Here is a 17,809-nt window from a genome sequence, read left to right on the forward strand (position 1 = left end):
CCCGGGGATCGTGCCATGTCACCGCGGAAAGCGACAGACATCCCGCGGGTTGCCTGCCCTTCCCGGGCCCCCGCATGTGTGACGAACGGCGTGCAGAGATCGTTGCCCGTGAATCCTGAGCAATGTGAGGAACATGGAAAGCCGTAAAATCTGCCAAACATGCAGTAATCGGGCGAGAATTCGGCAGTCCGGCAGTCCGGCAGTCCGGCAGTCCGGTGGCTCGGTGGCTCGGTGAGTCGGGGACTCAGGGCCGAGGTGCCAACGCCCGCCACGCAATGGTCACTTCCCCCTGGCGCCACCGTGAAGGCCCGTCCGTCACCGGCCAGTCGGCCGTGAGGTCCCCTACCGCCCGGATCCAGCGCTGGCGGGCCCCGTACGAGGCGTAGGGCGCCGCGCCCGCCCAGGCGCGGTCGAAGTCGCGCAGGAAGGCGTGCACCGGTTCGCCCGGGACGTTCCGGTGGATGAGGGCCTTGGGGAGGCGCTCGGCGAGGTCGGAGGGGCGGTCCAGGGAGCCGAGCCGGGTCGCGAAGGTGACCGTGCGCGGTCCCTCGGGCCCGAGGGCGACCCACACATGGCGGCGCCCGATCTCGTCGCACGTCCCCTCGACGAGCAGCCCGCCCCCGAAACCACCCCCGAAACCGCCCCCGATGCCGCCCGTGGCCGGCGCGAGCCGGGCGCACAGCCGCGCCCAGACCCCGGCGACCTCGGCCTCGTCGTACTGCCGCAGCACGTTCGCCGCGCGGATGAGCACCGGCCGCTCCGGCACCGGGACCTCGAAGCCGCCGTGCCGGAAGGTGAGCCCCTCACGCTCGTACGGTTTCGCCGCCGCCACCCGGGCCGGTTCGATCTCGACGCCCACCACGCGCGCGCGTGGCGCCACGGTACGCAGCCGGGCGAGCAGCTCGACGGCCGTCCAGGGCGCGGCGCCGTACCCGAGGTCGACCGCGACAGGGAAGGGGGCGCGGCGCAGGGCGGATCCGTGCGTGGCCGCGATCCAGCGGTCCATGCGGCGCAGCCGATTGGGGTTGGTCGTCCCGCGCGTCACCGTTCCCAGAGGCCGGGCCGATGCGCGGGGAGCAGTCATGCGTACGAGGGTAAGGGGCGGTGCCCTATCGAACGGTTGAGCGGGAAATGGTAATGATTGGGCAAAGAGGAAATGGGCCGCCGACTCGTGGCGTTGACCCTTCGGAGCTGAGGGAAGTGATCGGGGCCGAGAAGGAGGAACGCCACGTGAGCCAGTACATCGGCCTGCTGGGCCGCCGCCGCAGGCCCCGCCGGGTGGCCATGCTCTCCGTGCACACCTCCCCGCTCCACCAGCCGGGCACGGGCGACGCCGGCGGAATGAACGTCTACATCGTCGAACTCGCACAGCGCCTCGCCGCGATCAACATCGAGGTCGAGATATTCACCCGGGCCACCACGGCCGCCCTCCCCCCGGCCGTCGAACTGGCCCCCGGCGTCCTGGTGCGCCACATCGACGCGGGCCCCTACGAAGGCCTCCCCAAGGAGGACCTGCCGGCCCAGCTGTGCGCCTTCACGCACGGCGTCATGCAGGCCTGGGCCGGCCACCGCCCCGGTCACTACGACCTCGTGCACTCGCACTACTGGCTCTCCGGCCACGTCGGCTGGCTCGCCGCCCAGCGCTGGGGCACCCCTCTGGTGCACGCCATGCACACCATGGCCAAGGTCAAGAACGCCGCGCTGGCCACCGGCGACAACCCCGAGCCCGCCGCCCGCGTGATCGGCGAGATGCAGGTCGTGGCCGCCGCCGACCGCCTCATCGCCAACACCGCCGAAGAGGCCGACGAACTCGTACGGCACTACGACGCCGACCCCGGCCGGGTCGCCGTCGTCCACCCGGGCGTCAACCTCGACCGCTTCTCCCCGGCCGACGGCCGCGCCGCGGCCCGCGCCCGCCTCGGCCTCCCGCAGGACGCCCTGATCCCCCTCTTCGCGGGCCGCATCCAGCCCCTGAAGGCCCCCGACGTGCTGCTCCGCGCGGTCGCCGTCCTCCTGGACGAGCGCCCCGAGCTGCGCGCCAACATCGTCGTCCCGATAGTCGGCGGCCCCAGCGGCAGCGGCCTGGCCAAGCCGGAAGGCCTGCAGAAACTCGCCGCCCGCCTGGGTATCGCCGACGTCGTACGCTTCCGCCCGCCCGTCAGCCAGGAACAGCTGGCGGACTGGTTCCGGGCGGCCTCCGTCCTGGTCATGCCCTCGTACAGCGAATCGTTCGGCCTGGTCGCCATCGAGGCACAGGCGGCGGGCACGCCGGTGCTGGCGGCGGCGGTGGGCGGCCTCCCGGTGGCCGTCTACGACGGACGTACGGGATTCCTCGTACAGGGCCACGATCCGGCCGCCTACGCGCGCGTGCTGCGCGAGTTCGCCGACAACGAGAACCTGACCGCCCGGATGGGCGCGGCGGCGGCCCGGCACGCCCAGTGCTTCGGCTGGGACGCCTCGGCCGCCGCCACGGGGGAGGTCTACACGGCCGCGATGCAGGCCCACAGGCGTCGCGTACGCTCGCTGCATGGCTGATTCGGCGTCGATCATCGAGCAGGTTCTCACCGAGGCCGACCTGGACTGGGAGAGCCCGAACCCCGGCAACTACGTGGTGAAGCTCCCGGGCACCCGCAAACTCTCGACGACGGTATCGCTCCTCGTCGGCAAGCACTCCCTCTCACTGAACGCGTTCGTGATCCGCCACCCGGACGAGAACGAGGCGGGCGTCCACCGCTGGCTCCTGGAGCGCAACCTCAAGCTGTACGGCGTGAGTTACGCGGTGGACCGCCTGGGCGACGTGTACGTGACGTCCAAGCTCCCCCTGTCCGCGATCACCCCGGAGGAGATCGACCGCCTCCTCGGCTCGGTCCTGGAAGCGGCCGACGGCGGCTTCAACACCCTTCTGGAGCTGGGGTTCGCGTCGGCGATCCGCAAGGAGTACGCCTGGCGGGTGTCCCGGGGCGAGTCGACCCGCAACCTGGACGCGTTCGCCCACCTGACCCAGCGCCCTACGGCCGGCTGACACCGGACCCGAGCCGGTACCGCCCGGGTGGCACGCCCACCAACTTTCTGAAGTGGCGCGTGAGATGGGCCTGGTCGTAAAACCCGGTGGCCGCCGCGACCTCGCCGGGAGAGCGCCCGTCGAGGAGCAGCCGCCGGGCCCGGTCGACGCGCCGCGCCGTCAGATACCGGTGCGGCGGCATCCCGAAGGCCGCGCTGAACGCCCGTACGAGATGCGCGGGATGGGCGTGCACGAGCCGCGCCGCCTCGTCGAGCGTGATCCCGTCGACGAGCCGCTCGTCGAGCAGCTCGCGCAACCGCCGGGCGAGCGGCGGATCGACGCGCGCGGGACGGGCCGTGCCGGCCGCCCGCAACCGCGTACGCAGCCGCTCCGCGACGAGCGCCAGCCGACCGGCCGCCTCGAACTCCTCCCCGTCCCGCACGAGCGCACCGTGCAACTGCCCATCGCGCAGGCGCAGTAGCGGGTCGCGCAGATCGGGCCGGTCGACGGCGGCCCCGATCAACTCCTCGCCCAGATGGGTGGAGTCGAGATAGAGGACCCGCTTGCGGAACCCGTCCGGCGTCGCGGGCGACCCGTTGTGCGGCACGTGCGGCGGCAACAGGGTCACGGTGTCGTGCGGGGTGCCCCGCTCGTGCCGGTCGAGGTCGTACCGTACGGCGCCGTCGTCGACGATGAGCAGCGTCCAGCTGTCGTGTACGTGCATCGGGTAGGCGTACTCGACGAAGTGGGCGTGGAACACCTCAAGGACGCCCGGGACGCGGGGGTGCCAGGCGGAGACGTCTCGCTGCTGGGACGGTGCGGCGGCCACGCAAAGAACGTACAAGACGCCGGGATGCGCCGGTCGGCAGTCTCAAGCCATGAACGCACCGCACACCACCCCCGCCCTCGCGCCCGCCCCCGACCCCACCCCGGAGCCCATCCGCTTCGACACGAAGATCGCCGTGGTCCTGCGCGAGGACCTGGAAGCCTGGCAGCGCCTGAACGTGACCGCGTTCCTGGTCAGCGGCCTGGGGACAACGGTCCCCGAGGTGGTCGGCGAGCCGTACGAGGACGCGGACGGCACCCCGTACCTCCCGATGTTCCGCCAGCCGGTCCTCGTCTTCGAGGCCACGAAGGAGACGCTGAAGGCGGCGCACGGACGGGCGGTGTCCCGGGTCCTGCCCTGCGCCGTCTTCACGTCCGACCTGTTCGGCACGGGCAACGACCGGGACAACCGGGCGGCCGTACGGGCCGTGGGGGCAGGGGAGTTGGACGTCGTGGGGGTGGCGGTGTACGGGCCGAGGAACGCGGTGGACAAGGTGGTCAAGGGGTCGCGGATGCATCCTTGACGGCTTCGGAAGCGAGGACGGCGTCGACGGGGGAGGTCTCCTTGGCCGGTACTTCCGCCGAAACCCGTTCCATCAGCACCCAGTACCCCACCCCCGCCACCGTCCCGACGACCGCGCACAGCCCCCACAGCCACTCCGCGCCGTAGTGGTCGATGACGAAGCCCGACATCAGCGGGGCGACCAGGCCGGCCACCGACCAGGACATCGTGTACATGCCCTGGTAGCGACCGCGCCCGTGCAGCGGAGACAGCCGCACCACCAGCCCCGTCTGCGTGGGCGCGTTGACGATCTCGGCCAGGGTCCAGACGCAGACCGTGAGGACGAAGACGCCGACCGACCCGGCGAAGGCGGTGAGCCCGAATCCGTACCCGGCCAGGAGGGACGAGGCCACCAGGAGCCGACGGGCGTCCCGGTGCTCGATGAAACGGGTCACCGGGATCTGCAGCACGACCACGAGTACGCCGTTGACGGCGATGACCATCCCGAAGTCCGCCGGGGTGAACCCGGCCTCGCCCATCGCGATCGGCAGTCCGACCGCGCCCTGCTGGAAGACGAGCGCGACGAGGAAGCACAGCCCGACGACGCTCATGAAGCGCCCGTCGCGCAGCACGGTCCCGAGCCCGACGGACGCCTCCGCCCGCTCCTCCTTCGTCGCGTGCGTCGGCCGTGACTCGGGCAGCTTGAGAAAGACGACGACCGCGCAGGCCAACGTCATACCGGCTTCCACGAGGAACCCGGCGGCATAGCTGACCTCGGCGATGAAGCCGGCGCCGGCGGAGGAGACGGCGAATCCGAGGTTGATGGCCCAGTAGTTCAGGGAGAACGCGCGGACGCGGTCCTCGGGCCGCACGATGTCCGCCATCATCGCCTGCACGGCGGGCCGCGAGGCGTTGCTCGCCATCCCCACCAGGAAGGCGACCCCGGCGATGGCGACCGGGTGGTGCACGAAGCCGAGCAGCGCGACGGAGAACGCCGTGGACGACTGGGCGATGAGCAGCGTGGGGCGTCGTCCGAGCCGGTCGGTCATGACGCCGCCGCCGATCGACGAGACGACCCCGCCGAGCCCGTGCAGCGAGACGACCAGACCGGCGTACGAGGCGGAGTAGCCGCGGTCGAGGGTCAGGTAGAGCGCCATGAACGTGGCGACGAAGGCCCCGAGCCGGTTGACGAGAGTGCTCGTCCACAGCCACCAGAACTCGCGGGGCAGCCCGGAGACGGACTCCCGGACGGCGCGTTTCAAGGCGGCGAGCGGCACAGCTGTCCCCCACGGATGTAAGCATCTCAATCGACGATGACACCTTACGAGCGTGTCGGGCGGGGGAGCCACTCAATTAACAGATCCCGTCAACCGTCCGCTTGCCGGGCGGCCGAGCAACGGATCAGGACGTTCTATTACGCTCGGGGGCATGGCCGACGCACCGTACAAGCTGATCCTCCTCCGCCACGGCGAGAGCGAATGGAACGCGAAGAACCTGTTCACCGGCTGGGTGGACGTCAACCTCACCGACAAGGGCGAGAAGGAGGCGGTCCGCGGCGGTGAGCTGCTCAAGGACGCCGGTCTGCTCCCCGACGTGCTCCACACCTCCCTCCAGCGGCGCGCGATCCGCACGGCCCAGCTCGCCCTGGAGTCCGCGGACCGTCACTGGATCCCCGTCCACCGCAGCTGGCGCCTGAACGAGCGCCACTACGGCGCCCTCCAGGGCAAGGACAAGGCCCAGACACTCGCCGAGTTCGGCGAGGAGCAGTTCATGCTCTGGCGCCGCTCCTACGACACCCCGCCCCCGCCCCTCGAGGACGGCACGGAGTTCTCGCAGTCGGGCGACCCCCGCTACGCGACGATCCCCCCGGAGCTGCGCCCCCGCACGGAGTGCCTGAAGGACGTCGTCGACCGCATGCTCCCGTACTGGTACGACGGCATCGTCCCCGACCTCCTCACCGGCCGTACGGTCCTGGTCGCGGCCCACGGCAACAGCCTCCGCGGCCTGGTCAAGCACCTGGACGGCATCTCCGACGAGGCGATCTCCGGCCTGAACATCCCGACGGGCATCCCCCTCGCCTACGAACTGGACGCCGACTTCAAGCCGGTGACCCCGGGCGGCACCTACCTCGACCCGGACGCGGCCGCGGCGGCGATCGAGGCGGTCAAGAACCAGGGCAAGAAGAAGTAGGTTTCGCGACACCTTTCGCGACACCTTTCGCGATCATGCCCCCGACCTGCGCCCATGGCGCGGAGCGGGGGCGTTTTCGCGGCCGGGGCTCACTGATGGACCCTCAGAGCACAACCCCTCAGGCGTCTCGTGTGTCTGACGCAGGTGAAGGCACCACCCGCCTCATCAATCCCAGGGGGAACCCACACCATGCGCATACGCGCCACTGTCGCCACAGCTACCGCCGCCGCTCTCAGTGCCGCACTGGCCGTCACCGTTCTCGCCGCCCCGGCAGCCGGGGCCGACCAGGACGACTCCTCGAAGTTCTCGACCATCGACGTCAACCACGACTGGCAGGACTCCACCGTTGGCGTCGAGGCCGCGAAGAAAAGGCTGATCCCGATCTCCGCGACGGTCACCGACCCGCAGGGCGTCAAGAGCGTGTCGATCGAGCTGAGGCACGGAGATGACCCGGCGACGGCCGACGGGATCATGACCGCGTCCGCCACCTGCCACAAGATCAACGAGATCACCTCCTGGTGCGAGGCCATGCTGACCGCCGACCCGAGGGTCAACCTCCGCAGCAACGCCCTCGCCGGTCTCTGGCTCCTGTCCTTCACTGCCGTCGACGGCGAAGGAAACGTCACCCGCGGGGACGGCATCGACCTCACCGCTTTCGCCCGCATCAAGCGCACGACCTACATGACCCAGACCGACGCCACCCCGGAGCCGGTGACGAAGGGCAAGAACCTCACGGTCAAGGCCCAGATGACCGTCGCCAGCTGGGAGAAGAACAAGAACGTGCCCCTGATCGGGCACCAGGTGCTGCTCCAGTACCGCAAGGGCACGAGCGGCGCCTTCGTCACGCTGAAGAAGATCAAGACCGACCGGAACGGCTGGGCCACGGCCACCGTGAAGGCGACGGCGGACGGCGCGTACCGCTACACCTTCGAGGGCACGAGCCTCACCCAGGCCACGCCCGGCTGGACCGACTACGTCGATGTGAAGTGAGCCCGCACCGCAGATGCCATTGAAGCCACTGAAGTGACGGTCCCCTGCCCGCGACATCGGCGGGCAGGGGACCTCCTCGTACGCGCCCGCTCACCTGCCGACCGTGTCCTCAGACCGTCAGGGGAACCGGGTGGATCTCATCGGCCTTGTGGCCGGCCCGCTCGTGGATGCGCTGGACCGCTTCGGCCGAGGGGGCTTCCGAGAGGCAGTAGACCGTGCCGGACGCGGGGTCCGCCCAGGCCTTCTCGAAGTGCACTCCCTCGTCCTTCTCGATGTCCAGGTCGGCCTGGTGGGCCTGGTTCAGCTGGTCGGCCGTGATGCCTTCCATGCCGTGGTGGACGTCCATGAACTGGGGCATGGCGTCACACCTCCTATCCCTGATCCGGTCGCACGTCCTGCTTCGTACGGTTCGCCTGCTCTCCATCCTCTGCCCGAACCGCCGCCCCGGCGACTCCACGCGCGGCCACCGCCGACGGCTCCTCGCCCACGGGGAGCAACTCGCCGCTCGTACCCGCTACTCGAGCCCGATCTCCGCGCAGGCCGCCGCGTACTCCGGGGTGCAGATGTCCTGGACGGTGTAGACGCCGTCCTGGATCACGGTGTCCTTGATGTTGTCCTGCGTGAGGGCCACCACCGGTACCAGCATCGACGGGATCTTCTTCTCCGTCGGGCTGTCGACGGTGTCGCGGGTCAGCGCGTCGAACTCGATTCCGCGGCCCTGGACCTTGGCGACCGCGATGGACGCGGCGTTGTTGGCCTCCAGGATGAACGACTTGTAGACGCTCATGTACTGCTCGCCCGAGACGATCCTCTGCACCGCCGCCAGGTCCGCGTCCTGCCCGGTCACCGGCGGGATCTTCGAGGCGCCCGCCTCCTTCAGCGCGTCGATGGCCGCGCCGGCCATGCCGTCGTTCGCCGAGTAGACGGCGTCGATGTCGTTCAGCCCGACGGACTGGATCGCCGTCTCCATGTGCGCCTTGGCGACCTCGGGCAGCCAGTCCTTGGTGTTGTACGACGCCGCGATCTGGACCTTGCCCTCGAGCTCGGTCATCGCGCCGTCCTCGAACAACGCCGTGTTCGGGTCCGTGACCGAGCCGTTGATCATGACGATCTTGCTGGTCGCGGCCTTGGTGCCGAGCGCCTCGATGATCGAGCGGCCCTGTACCTCCCCGACGAGTTCGTTGTCGTGCGAGACGTACGCGTCGATCGGGCCCTCCGCGAGCCGGTCGTACGCGATGACCGGTATGTCCGCGTCCTTGGCCTTCTCGATGGACGGCGCGATGGTCTTGGCGTCGATGGCGTCCACCACGAGGACGTCCACCTTCTTGGCGATCATCTCTTCGAGCTGCCGGTTCTGCTTGGCCTTGTCCGCCTCGGCGTTGGCGTAGAGAACCTTGCCCTTGCCACTGGTGAGGGCGGTGACCTGCTTCTTGAAGAGCGGGTAGTCCAACTTCTCGAAGCGCTTCGTCTTCTTGTCGGGCAGCAGGAGCCCCACGGTGATGTCGTCGCCCTTCTTGGGCTCTGCGGAGCCGCTGCTGCCGCCGGCGCTGTCGATGACACCGCACGCGGCGAGCGAGAAGGCCGAGGCGGCGGCCGTCACCGCGATGGCGGTACGGCGCACGGCGGTCCGACGGGGGGTACGAGCGTTCACGGCAGGTGCCTTCCAGGCGGGGAACAGGCAGGACGAACCCAGATCAGATACGGAAGCCAACGCGGCGGCAGCACGTGACGTCAAGAAGTGCTGGTTAACGAGATGGCAACAGGGTGCCTGTTGTGCATGGACAGCGCCTGAGCGTCAACTGCTGTGAAGTGTATGCCCGTTCAACGACCGTCGAGGTCGTCCCGCATCGCTCCGAACCGGGGTGAACGACCCCGCCGTACACGAACCTCACACAAAAGGACCCCATCTCCCCAACGGGAGACAGGGTCCTCACGGCTTCAGTGATACGCCGTCAACCGCACTGACAGGGGTTGCCCGACTGGCAGCCGCACCCGCAGCCGGAGCCGCAGCCGCAGGCGCCGAACAGGGGCAGGTTCTTGATCTCGGCGGGCTGCTGCGTCTCGCGTGCCTGTGTCGGGTCGGGCGTGCTGGGGGTCTCGGCCATGGGGCCCTCCTGGAGCCTGGATCCTGGAGACGGGTGCCTTTTCCCCATTGCATGCCCACCCCGCCGGGCGCATCAACGGCGCACAGAGGCTCGCGGACCCCTCGACGGCGCGAAGGCCGGCTCCGCACGCCCCGCCGCGGAGCCGACCGGAGACTTACGCCCCCTCGGCACCGGTGGGCGGCTGCACGTCCGCCTGCAGCTCGTCCGCGTGCTCGCCCGTCACCAGGAACACCACACGCTTGGCGACCGACACCGCGTGGTCCGCGAAGCGCTCGTAGTAGCGGCCCAGCAGCGTGACGTCGACCGCCGTCTCGATGCCGTGCTTCCAGCGGTCCTCCATCAGGTGCCGGAAGAGCGTGCGGTGCAGCAGGTCCATCTCGTCGTCGTCCGTCTCCAGCTGCATCGCCAGGTCGACGTCCTTGGTGATGATGACCTCTGCCGCCTTCGCCATCAGGCGCTGCGCGAGCTGGCCCATCTCCAGGATCGTGGCGTGCAGGTCGCTCGGGACCGCGCGCTCCGGGAAGCGCAGCCGGGCCAGCTTGGCGACGTGCTGGGCGAGGTCGCCCGAGCGCTCCAGATCGGCGCTCATGCGCAGGGACGTGACGACGATCCGCAGATCGGTCGCCACCGGCTGCTGGCGGGCCAGCAGCGCTATGGCGCGGCCCTCCAGGTCGTGCTGGAGCTCGTCGACCCTGGCGTCGGCCTCGATGACGCTTTCGGCCAGCTTCAGGTCGGCATCGAGTATCGCCGTCGTGGCACGTCCGATCGCCGACCCGACAAGTCGGGCCATCTCGACCAGACCATCGCCGATCGAGTCAAGTTCCTCGTGGTACGCGTCACGCATCAGGTGTCCCTCTCTTGACGTCCGTTCGGGGGCGAACCGCGGGCCCCGTGACCCCCACGCTCCCACGTTCGGTCCTGCACGCGTCCTTTTCCGCCCCGACAAATGAACCAATACTGGCTCCAAGGTGAACTCTGGGCGACGAGTGTTCGAGGTCGCACACTGTTGGCTGTAGCCAGGACCTGTCCCATGCCTAACCTGGCTGCATGGACGTGAACGCGGCAGTCGCCGCAGCGGCAGCGATCGCCGGGGTGCTCACCGGTGTCATCGCCATGCTGGCGTTCCGCTGGAGCGAGCGCGACCAGAAACGCCCCACCCGCACCTCCCTGCACACCGACCCCGTGCTGCCGCCCGGCGTCGACACGGTGCTGTCGGTGCTGCGGTCCTCGGCCGTCGTGCTCGACGAGGCGGACGCCGTGGTCAAGGCCAGCTCGGCGGCGTACGCCCTCGGACTGGTCCGTGGCGGAAAGCTCTCGGTGGAGCCGATGCTCCATATGGCCCGCGACACCCGGCGCGACGGTGAGATACGCCAGGTCGAGCTGGACCTCCCCAGACGCGGCACCGGACGCGGCGAGGCCCTCGCCGTCTCGGCGCGCGTCGCCCCGCTGGGCTCACGGCTCATCCTCCTCCTCGTCGAGGACCTCACCGAGGCCCGGCGCATCGAGGCCGTACGGCGCGACTTCGTCGCGAACGTCAGCCACGAGCTCAAGACCCCCACCGGCGCGCTCTCCCTCCTCTCCGAGGCCGTCATGGGCGCCTCGGACGACCCGGAGGCGGTCGAACGCTTCGCCGGCCGGATGCAGATCGAGGCGACCCGCCTCACCAGCCTCGTCCAGGAACTCATCGACCTCTCCCGGGTGCAGAACGACGACCCGCTGGAGGACGCGGAACCGGTCCGCGTCGACGAACTCGTCGCCGAGGCCGTCGACCGCTGCCGCCACCAGGCCGGCGCCAAACAGATCACCATGGCCGCCGGAGGCACCGCCGACCTGCGCGTCTGGGGCAACCGCGGCCAGCTCGCCGCCGCCCTCGGCAACCTCGTGGAGAACGCCGTCAACTACTCGCCCTCCACCACCCGCGTCGGCATAGCGGCACGCCGGGTCAACGCGCCGGGCGGAGACCTCATCGAGGTCGCCGTGACCGACCAGGGCATAGGCATCTCCGACAAGGACAAGGAGCGCATCTTCGAGCGCTTCTACCGCGTCGACCCGGCCCGCTCCCGCGCCACCGGCGGTACGGGCCTCGGGCTGGCGATCGTCAAGCACGTGGCCGCCTCGCACGGCGGGGAGGTCACCGTGTGGAGCTCCGAGGGCCAGGGCTCCACGTTCACCCTGCGGCTCCCGGAAGCGGCCACCGGCCGCCGATCCCGCGCGAACCGGCCGCACCTGTACGACCATGACTCACACCCCGAGTCACTCCCAGACTCCGACCCCGAAGCCGGGGACGGACCGTCCGACCCCGGCGAAGTGGCCGACCGGACCACCGGCACATCCCCTTACGATCCGCTTCACGCCCCGGAGGTCCATCCGTGACCCGAGTGCTCGTCGTCGAGGACGAGGAGTCCTTCTCCGACGCCCTTTCGTACATGCTCCGCAAAGAGGGTTTCGAGGTCGCCATCGCGGCCACCGGGCCCGACGGACTCGACGAGTTCGAGCGCAACGGCGCCGATCTCGTCCTGCTCGACCTGATGCTGCCGGGCCTGCCCGGCACGGAGGTCTGCCGTCAACTGCGCGTCAAGTCAAACGTCCCGGTGATCATGGTCACCGCCAAGGACAGCGAGATCGACAAGGTCGTCGGTCTGGAGATAGGGGCCGACGACTACGTCACCAAGCCCTTCTCCTCCCGCGAACTGGTCGCCCGCATCCGCGCCGTCCTGCGCCGCCGCGGCGAGCCCGAGGAGGTCAGCCCGGCCGCACTGGAGGCCGGCCCGGTCCGCATGGACGTCGACCGCCACGTGGTCACCGTCTCCGGCGCCAAGGTCGACCTCCCGCTCAAGGAGTTCGACCTGCTGGAGATGCTGCTGCGCAACGCCGGCCGCGTGCTGACCCGGATGCAGCTCATCGACCGGGTCTGGGGCGCCGACTACGTGGGCGACACCAAGACCCTCGACGTCCACGTCAAGCGCCTGCGCGCCAAGATCGAGCCGGACCCGGGCGCACCGCGGTACCTGGTCACGGTCCGCGGCCTCGGATACAAGTTCGAGCCGTAAACCGGCCCGCGCACCTGCCGGTACGCGCATGTACGTCGAAGGGCGGGACCTCCCGGAGAGGTCCCGCCCTTCGACGTACATGCGCGTGTACGACGGCCCCGTGGCCGTCGGACGCCTTAGTGGCCGGCCGTCTCCGAGGTACTCGCAGAGGCCCCGGCGGCAGGCGACTCGGCCTCCCCGGACGGGCTCGGGGAAGCGGACGGCGAGGCGGTGTCGGCCGGGGAGGCCGGTGCCTCGGTCGGGCCCCACGAGGCGTAGAAGCTCTCCGCCGGGACGACGAACGCGCGCAGGCTCACGTCACCGGTCTTGCTGAACGTGAAGGTGACCTTCTGCGCGTTGCCGTCCTGGATCGCCTCACGGCTGCCGGGCAGCACGGCGGAGGCGTTGTTCTCGCCGCCGATGACCAGCGAGCCATGGGCCGGGATGCTGAGGCTGCCGCCCTTGGCGGGATTCAGCTCAGCGGTCTTGCCGGTGCCGGGGACGGTGATCGACTCCAGCGTCTGGGCGGTGGCGCCGGTGTTGAACACCGTCGCGGAGACGGCGGCCGGGCCGGTCGACTCCGGCTCCGCCGGGGTGATGACGACGACGTTCTGCAGCTTGATGTCGCCGACGGTCGTTGCCGCGTTGTCCGGCTTGACCCCCAGCGTCTGGGCGTTGTTTCCGGCTGCGCACCCGGCGAGCGTGGCGACCGAGAACGCGAGGGCGGATGCGGCGAGGGCGCCGCGTCGAAGGCTGCTGCTCACGGCGGCGGCAACTCCTTGGAACGCACGGGCAGCTTCTTATAAAGCCGCCCTAAGTGACTGTCAGCGGCCTTAGGTTACCGAGCCGTTCCCGCGCCGCTGCACCCGACCCGCCTCTAGAGGCGGACGGAGGCGTTGCCTCGGCGGGCGCGGGTGCCTCATGAGCCACTTCGACATTCGGATAAGCGCCATCAGGGAGCTCGCGGATTTCCGGTGAAGGAATGAGCACAGCCGGAAATTGATCACCCGTAGATCACTCGTGGATCACCCGTGTGTCATCGGCCCGACCATCTCCCGGACATCGACCGGCGTGATCAATTCCGGATTCGCCCCGCGTGGACTCCGCTCACCGAACGGAGTAGCGGACGTCGCACGCTTGGAAGCGGACATAACTGGATGTTTGGTCTTCCGTCGGGGTCTCCGGGCGTGTGTAACGCCCGGGTTTCACTTCGTTCGGAGAGCCGCTCCGACCTGCGAATACCCCCGCCGTCTTCGCTCTCACGGCCCTGTCGAAGCACGTTCCTGTTGCAGTTGTCAAGCCCCGAGATATGCCCTGACCTGCGAAAACACCATTCAGAAGCCGTCGTTTCCGTGTTACCCTGGATAGCCACGGAAGGGGTACCTGTCACATGACGTTCAAGGTTGGCGACACCGTGGTCTATCCCCATCACGGGGCCGCGCTGATCGAGGCTATCGAAACTCGCCAGATCAAAGGCGTGGACAAGACCTACTTGGTGCTGAAGGTCGCGCAGGGTGACCTGACGGTGCGTGTGCCAGCGGACAATGCGGAGTTCGTCGGCGTACGTGATGTGGTTGGTCAGGAAGGGCTGGACCGGGTCTTCGAGGTCCTGCGTGCTCCGTATGCCGAGGAGCCCACAAACTGGTCGCGTCGTTACAAGGCAAATCTGGAGAAGCTCGCCTCCGGTGACGTCATCAAGGTCGCGGAAGTCGTGCGTGACCTGTGGCGTCGTGAGCGTGAGCGCGGACTGTCCGCCGGTGAGAAGCGCATGCTCGCCAAGGCTCGCCAGATCCTGGTGAGCGAGCTCGCGCTGGCGGAGAACACGAACGAGGACAAGGCCGAGGCACTGCTCGACGAGGTGCTCGCGTCCTGACTCTGACTGAACGCAGGCCCTGAGAAGCCGGCTCACTCAGCTCAGCAGCACATTGAAATGCCGCGGTGCCCGATGACGTATCCAATGTCGCCGGGCGCTGCGGCATGTTCGTGCCCGGAAGTTCCGCCGCGTATCCGGGACACCACTGACACCGTCAGCGGATTTCCTACGAGCAGTGGATTCTCCGCGGTCGTGGGGTTCCCGCGATCTGCCAGTAGCACTGAAGTACTGATACTTGGTGTGCCGGGCCCGGAGCAGGCTCGACCGGATGTCACGGAAGGGTCCGGTCAAGGCTCGCGCCCGGCACTCCTCCAGGCCATACCCACGAGGGCTCGGCACACAAACCTGACAGGAACCGATGTCTGACGAATCGCGCCCCACACCGCCCGGGGCACGTACGGCCGCCGTGATTCCGGCCGCCGGCCGGGGCGTACGCCTCGGCCCGGGCGCCCCCAAAGCGCTTCGCGCGCTGAACGGCACGCCCATGCTCGTCCACGCGGTACGCGCGATGGCCGCGTCCCGTGCCGTCTCGCTGGTCGTCGTCGTGGCCCCGCCGGACGGCGCCGCCGAGGTGAAAGCCCTCCTCGACACCCACGCGCTGCCCGAACGCACGGACTTCCTGGTCGTCCCCGGGGGCGAGTCCAGGCAGGAATCGGTGAAGCTCGGCCTGGACGCGCTGCCGCCCGGCATCGACATCGTCCTCGTGCACGACGCCGCCCGCCCGCTGGTACCGGTGGACACCGTCGACGCGGTCATCGAGGCGGTACGGGACGGCGCGCAGGCCGTGGTCCCCGCGCTGCCGCTCGCGGACACCGTCAAGGAGGTCGAACCGGCCACGACGCCCGGGGAACCGGAACCGGTGCTGGCGACGCCCGAGCGGGCGCGGCTGCGGGCCGTCCAGACACCGCAGGGATTCGCGATCGACACCCTCCTACGGGCCCACGAGACGGTGACCGACAACGTCACCGACGACGCGAGCATGGTGGAACAGCTGGGCCTGCGGGTCGTGGTCGTGCCCGGTCACGAGGAGGCCTTCAAGGTGACCAGGCCGCTCGATCTGGTGCTGGCGGAAGCGGTACTGGCCCGCAGGAGGCTCAACGATGGCTTCTGAACCCGCCGCGGCGGCGCCGGTGCTGCCCCAGGTCGGCATCGGAACCGACATTCACGCTTTCGAGGACGGCCGGGAGCTGTGGTGCGCCGGCCTGAAATGGGAGGGCGAGGGGACAGGGCTCGCCGGTCACTCCGACGCGGACGTCGTCGCCCACGCCGCGTGCAACGCGCTCTTCTCGGCGGCCGGCCTCGGCGACCTGGGGCAGCACTTCGGCACCGGGCGCCCGGAGTGGTCCGGCGCGTCCGGGGTGACGCTGCTGGCGGAGGCGGCGCGGATCGTACGGGCGGCCGGGTTCACCATCGGCAACGTCGCCGTGCAGGTGGTGGGACCGCGGCCGAAGATCGGGAAGCGGCGCGAGGAAGCGCAGAAGGTGTTGTCGGAGGCGGTGGGGGCGCCGGTGTCGGTCTCCGGCGCCACGACGGACGGGCTCGGGTTTCCGGGACGGGAAGAGGGACTGATGGCGGTGGCCACGGCCCTGGTCGCCCGCCTGGGCTGAGTAGTTCAGCCCGTCCGGCGTGTGAGGACGAGGCCCCTTCAGGGCCGAAGCGGGGGGTTGGGGGCGCAGCCCCCAGGGCCGCGCCCCCAACGCGCCCGCACGCCGTCTCCGCCCAACCGCCGGCGGCAATGTCACGAATACGTGGCCCTTGTGGGTAAGGGTCGCAGGGCACCCGGTGTGGGCCACTACCCTGGTCTCGTGACCATTCGCCTGTACGACACCAGCGCCCGGCAGATCCGTGACTTCGCCCCGCTCACGCCGGGTTGCGTCTCGATCTACCTCTGTGGCGCCACCGTGCAGGCCGCCCCGCACATCGGGCACATCCGGTCGGGCCTCAACTTCGACATCCTGCGCCGCTGGTTCACGTACCGCGGGTACGACGTCACCTTCGTCCGCAACGTCACCGACATCGACGACAAGATCATCAGGAAGGCCGCCGAACAGGGCCGCCCCTGGTGGTCCATCGGCTTCGAGAACGAGCGGGCCTTCAACGACGGTTACAGCGCGCTCGGCTGCCTGCCCCCGACCTACGAGCCGCGTGCCACCGGGCACGTGACCGAGATGGTCGAGATGATGCGCGGCCTCATCGAGCGCGGACACGCGTACGAGGCCGACGGGAACGTCTACTTCGACGTGCGCTCCTTCCCCGGCTACCTGCAGCTGTCCAACCAGGAACTCGACAACCTGCTCCAGCCCTCCGGCGACGGCGAGACCGGCAAGCGCGACCCCCGTGACTTCGCCATGTGGAAGACCGCCAAGCCCGGCGAGCCGACGTGGGAGACCCCCTGGGGACGGGGACGGCCCGGCTGGCACCTCGAGTGCTCCGCCATGGCCCACAAGTACCTGGGCACCGCCTTCGACATCCACGGCGGCGGCCTCGACCTGATCTTCCCCCACCACGAGAACGAGATCGCCCAGGCCAAGGCCTTCGGCGACGACTTCGCCAAGTACTGGCTGCACAACGCGTGGGTCACCATGAGCGGCGAGAAGATGTCGAAGTCCCTCGGCAACTCCGTCCTCGTCAGCGAGATGGTCAAGGCCTGGCGGCCCATCGTCCTGCGCTACTACCTCGGCACCCCGCACTACCGCTCGATGATCGAGTACAGCGAAGACGCCCTGCGTGAGGCCGAGTCGGCGTTCGCCCGGATCGAGGGCTTCGTGCAGCGCGTCGTCGAGAAGGCCGGGGGCGCTGTCGAGCCCGCCGCCGAGGTGCCGCTCGCCTTCGCCGAGGCCATGGACGACGACCTGGGCGTGCCGCAGGCCCTCGCCATCGTCCACACCACCGTCCGGCAGGGCAACTCCGCCCTCGCGGCCGACGACAAGGAAGCCGCCGTAGCCCGGCTCGCCGAGGTGCGCGCCATGCTCGGCGTCCTCGGCCTCGACCCGCTCGACCCGCACTGGGCCGGGCAGGCGGGTGACCGCGGCGAGACTGTGCTCAATAAAAGCGTGCACGGGATCGTCGACAGCCTCGTACGACTCGTCCTCGACCAGCGCGAGGCCGCCCGAGGGCGCAAGGACTGGGGGACCGCGGACGCCATCCGCGATCAGCTCAACCAGTCGGGGCTCGTCATCGAGGACGGCCCGCAGGGGCCCCGCTGGACCCTCGGACCGCGCTGAGTATTTCCGCTCATATCCACACATTTCCTTGATCGATTGTGCCGCTCGGGATTCCGGGCGGCACACTCAT

General features: G+C 69.6%; 19 protein-coding genes. 11 read left to right on the forward strand and 8 right to left on the reverse strand.

Going from position 1 to position 17,809, the window contains the following annotated elements:
* Positions 1-244 precede the first annotated feature (244 nt).
* Positions 245-1,084, reverse strand: coding sequence for a class I SAM-dependent methyltransferase (locus tag IEY89_RS00450; RefSeq protein ID WP_189145182.1), 840 nt, complete (start codon positions 1,082-1,084; stop codon positions 245-247).
* A gap of 146 nt (positions 1,085-1,230) precedes the next feature.
* Between IEY89_RS00450 and mshA the strand changes: the two genes are divergently transcribed.
* Positions 1,231-2,535, forward strand: coding sequence for a D-inositol-3-phosphate glycosyltransferase (gene mshA / locus IEY89_RS00455; protein ID WP_189145183.1), 1,305 nt, complete (start codon positions 1,231-1,233; stop codon positions 2,533-2,535).
* Complete coding sequence (locus tag IEY89_RS00460) at positions 2,528-3,022, forward strand: type III secretion system chaperone family protein (protein ID WP_189145184.1); 495 nt, start codon at positions 2,528-2,530, stop codon at positions 3,020-3,022. The genes mshA and IEY89_RS00460 overlap by 8 nt, the downstream gene beginning before the upstream one ends.
* Here IEY89_RS00460 and IEY89_RS00465 read toward each other — a convergent pair.
* Positions 3,009-3,830, reverse strand: a complete 822-nt coding sequence (locus tag IEY89_RS00465; RefSeq protein WP_229694974.1) for a helix-turn-helix transcriptional regulator — start codon at positions 3,828-3,830, stop codon at positions 3,009-3,011. The two genes, IEY89_RS00460 and IEY89_RS00465, sit on opposite strands and share 14 nt — an antisense overlap.
* A 49-nt stretch (positions 3,831-3,879) precedes the next feature.
* Between IEY89_RS00465 and IEY89_RS00470 the strand changes: the two genes are divergently transcribed.
* Entirely contained in the window at positions 3,880-4,350 is a 471-nt protein-coding gene (locus IEY89_RS00470; RefSeq protein ID WP_189145186.1) for a DUF2000 domain-containing protein, read from the forward strand.
* Here the strand turns inward: IEY89_RS00470 and IEY89_RS00475 are convergent.
* Positions 4,325-5,605, reverse strand: a complete 1,281-nt coding sequence (locus IEY89_RS00475) for an MDR family MFS transporter (RefSeq protein WP_189145187.1) — start codon at positions 5,603-5,605, stop codon at positions 4,325-4,327. The two genes, IEY89_RS00470 and IEY89_RS00475, sit on opposite strands and share 26 nt — an antisense overlap.
* Before the next feature lie 151 nt (positions 5,606-5,756).
* On the opposite strand from IEY89_RS00475, the gene IEY89_RS00480 reads away from it, so the two are divergent.
* Both IEY89_RS00480 and IEY89_RS00485 read left to right on the forward strand, forming a co-directional pair.
* Positions 5,757-6,518 (forward strand): phosphoglyceromutase, encoded by a 762-nt coding sequence (locus IEY89_RS00480; RefSeq protein ID WP_189145188.1) that lies wholly within the window; start codon positions 5,757-5,759, stop codon positions 6,516-6,518.
* Positions 6,519-6,707: 189 nt separating this feature from the next.
* On the forward strand, positions 6,708-7,508 hold the full coding sequence (locus IEY89_RS00485; RefSeq protein WP_189145189.1) for a hypothetical protein: 801 nt from the start codon (positions 6,708-6,710) through the stop codon (positions 7,506-7,508).
* 109 nt (positions 7,509-7,617) lie between these two features.
* Here the strand turns inward: IEY89_RS00485 and IEY89_RS00490 are convergent, their stop codons facing one another.
* The 4 genes from IEY89_RS00490 to phoU all read right to left on the reverse strand — a co-directional run bounded on the left by IEY89_RS00490 (position 7,618) and on the right by phoU (position 10,457).
* On the reverse strand, positions 7,618-7,866 hold the full coding sequence (locus IEY89_RS00490) for an SCO4226 family nickel-binding protein (protein ID WP_189145190.1): 249 nt from the start codon (positions 7,864-7,866) through the stop codon (positions 7,618-7,620).
* Positions 7,867-8,022: 156 nt separating this feature from the next.
* Positions 8,023-9,159, reverse strand: a complete 1,137-nt coding sequence (locus IEY89_RS00495; protein ID WP_229694975.1) for a sugar ABC transporter substrate-binding protein — start codon at positions 9,157-9,159, stop codon at positions 8,023-8,025.
* Between the two features lie 301 nt (positions 9,160-9,460).
* Complete coding sequence (locus IEY89_RS00500; RefSeq protein ID WP_189145191.1) at positions 9,461-9,613, reverse strand: hypothetical protein; 153 nt, start codon at positions 9,611-9,613, stop codon at positions 9,461-9,463.
* 154 nt (positions 9,614-9,767) lie between these two features.
* Positions 9,768-10,457 (reverse strand): phosphate signaling complex protein PhoU, encoded by a 690-nt coding sequence (gene phoU, locus IEY89_RS00505; protein WP_189145192.1) that lies wholly within the window; start codon positions 10,455-10,457, stop codon positions 9,768-9,770.
* A gap of 203 nt (positions 10,458-10,660) precedes the next feature.
* Between phoU and phoR the strand changes: the two genes are divergently transcribed.
* Both phoR and phoP read left to right on the forward strand, forming a co-directional pair.
* A complete protein-coding gene (gene phoR, locus IEY89_RS00510; protein WP_189145193.1) occupies positions 10,661-11,986 on the forward strand; it encodes a two-component system sensor histidine kinase PhoR in 1,326 nt (441 codons plus the stop codon).
* A 5-nt stretch (positions 11,987-11,991) separates the two neighbouring features.
* Positions 11,992-12,663 carry a two-component system response regulator PhoP gene (gene phoP / locus IEY89_RS00515; protein ID WP_486389060.1) on the forward strand — a complete coding sequence of 224 codons (672 nt, stop codon included), beginning with the start codon at positions 11,992-11,994 and terminating at the stop codon, positions 12,661-12,663.
* Positions 12,664-12,779: 116 nt separating this feature from the next.
* On the opposite strand, the gene IEY89_RS00520 is transcribed toward phoP, so the two are convergent.
* Positions 12,780-13,406: a copper chaperone PCu(A)C domain-containing protein gene (locus IEY89_RS00520; protein ID WP_189145195.1), complete on the reverse strand. Its 627-nt coding sequence runs from the start codon at positions 13,404-13,406 to the stop codon at positions 12,780-12,782.
* 626 nt (positions 13,407-14,032) lie between these two features.
* Here IEY89_RS00520 and IEY89_RS00525 point away from each other — a divergent pair.
* The 4 genes from IEY89_RS00525 to cysS all read left to right on the forward strand — a co-directional run bounded on the left by IEY89_RS00525 (position 14,033) and on the right by cysS (position 17,739).
* Positions 14,033-14,515 carry a CarD family transcriptional regulator gene (locus IEY89_RS00525; protein WP_006380568.1) on the forward strand — a complete coding sequence of 161 codons (483 nt, stop codon included), beginning with the start codon at positions 14,033-14,035 and terminating at the stop codon, positions 14,513-14,515.
* A 358-nt stretch (positions 14,516-14,873) separates the two neighbouring features.
* Positions 14,874-15,626: a 2-C-methyl-D-erythritol 4-phosphate cytidylyltransferase gene (gene ispD / locus IEY89_RS00530; RefSeq protein WP_189145196.1), complete on the forward strand. Its 753-nt coding sequence runs from the start codon at positions 14,874-14,876 to the stop codon at positions 15,624-15,626.
* Positions 15,616-16,122 (forward strand): 2-C-methyl-D-erythritol 2,4-cyclodiphosphate synthase, encoded by a 507-nt coding sequence (ispF, locus tag IEY89_RS00535; protein ID WP_189145197.1) that lies wholly within the window; start codon positions 15,616-15,618, stop codon positions 16,120-16,122. The genes ispD and ispF overlap by 11 nt, the downstream gene beginning before the upstream one ends.
* A 198-nt stretch (positions 16,123-16,320) precedes the next feature.
* On the forward strand, positions 16,321-17,739 hold the full coding sequence (cysS, locus tag IEY89_RS00540; RefSeq protein ID WP_189145198.1) for a cysteine--tRNA ligase: 1,419 nt from the start codon (positions 16,321-16,323) through the stop codon (positions 17,737-17,739).
* Positions 17,740-17,809: the final 70 nt, after the last annotated feature.

Origin of the sequence: Streptomyces lacrimifluminis, from assembly GCF_014646095.1 — a bacterium.
GTDB classification, from domain to species: Bacteria; Actinomycetota; Actinomycetes; order Streptomycetales; family Streptomycetaceae; genus Streptomyces; species Streptomyces lacrimifluminis.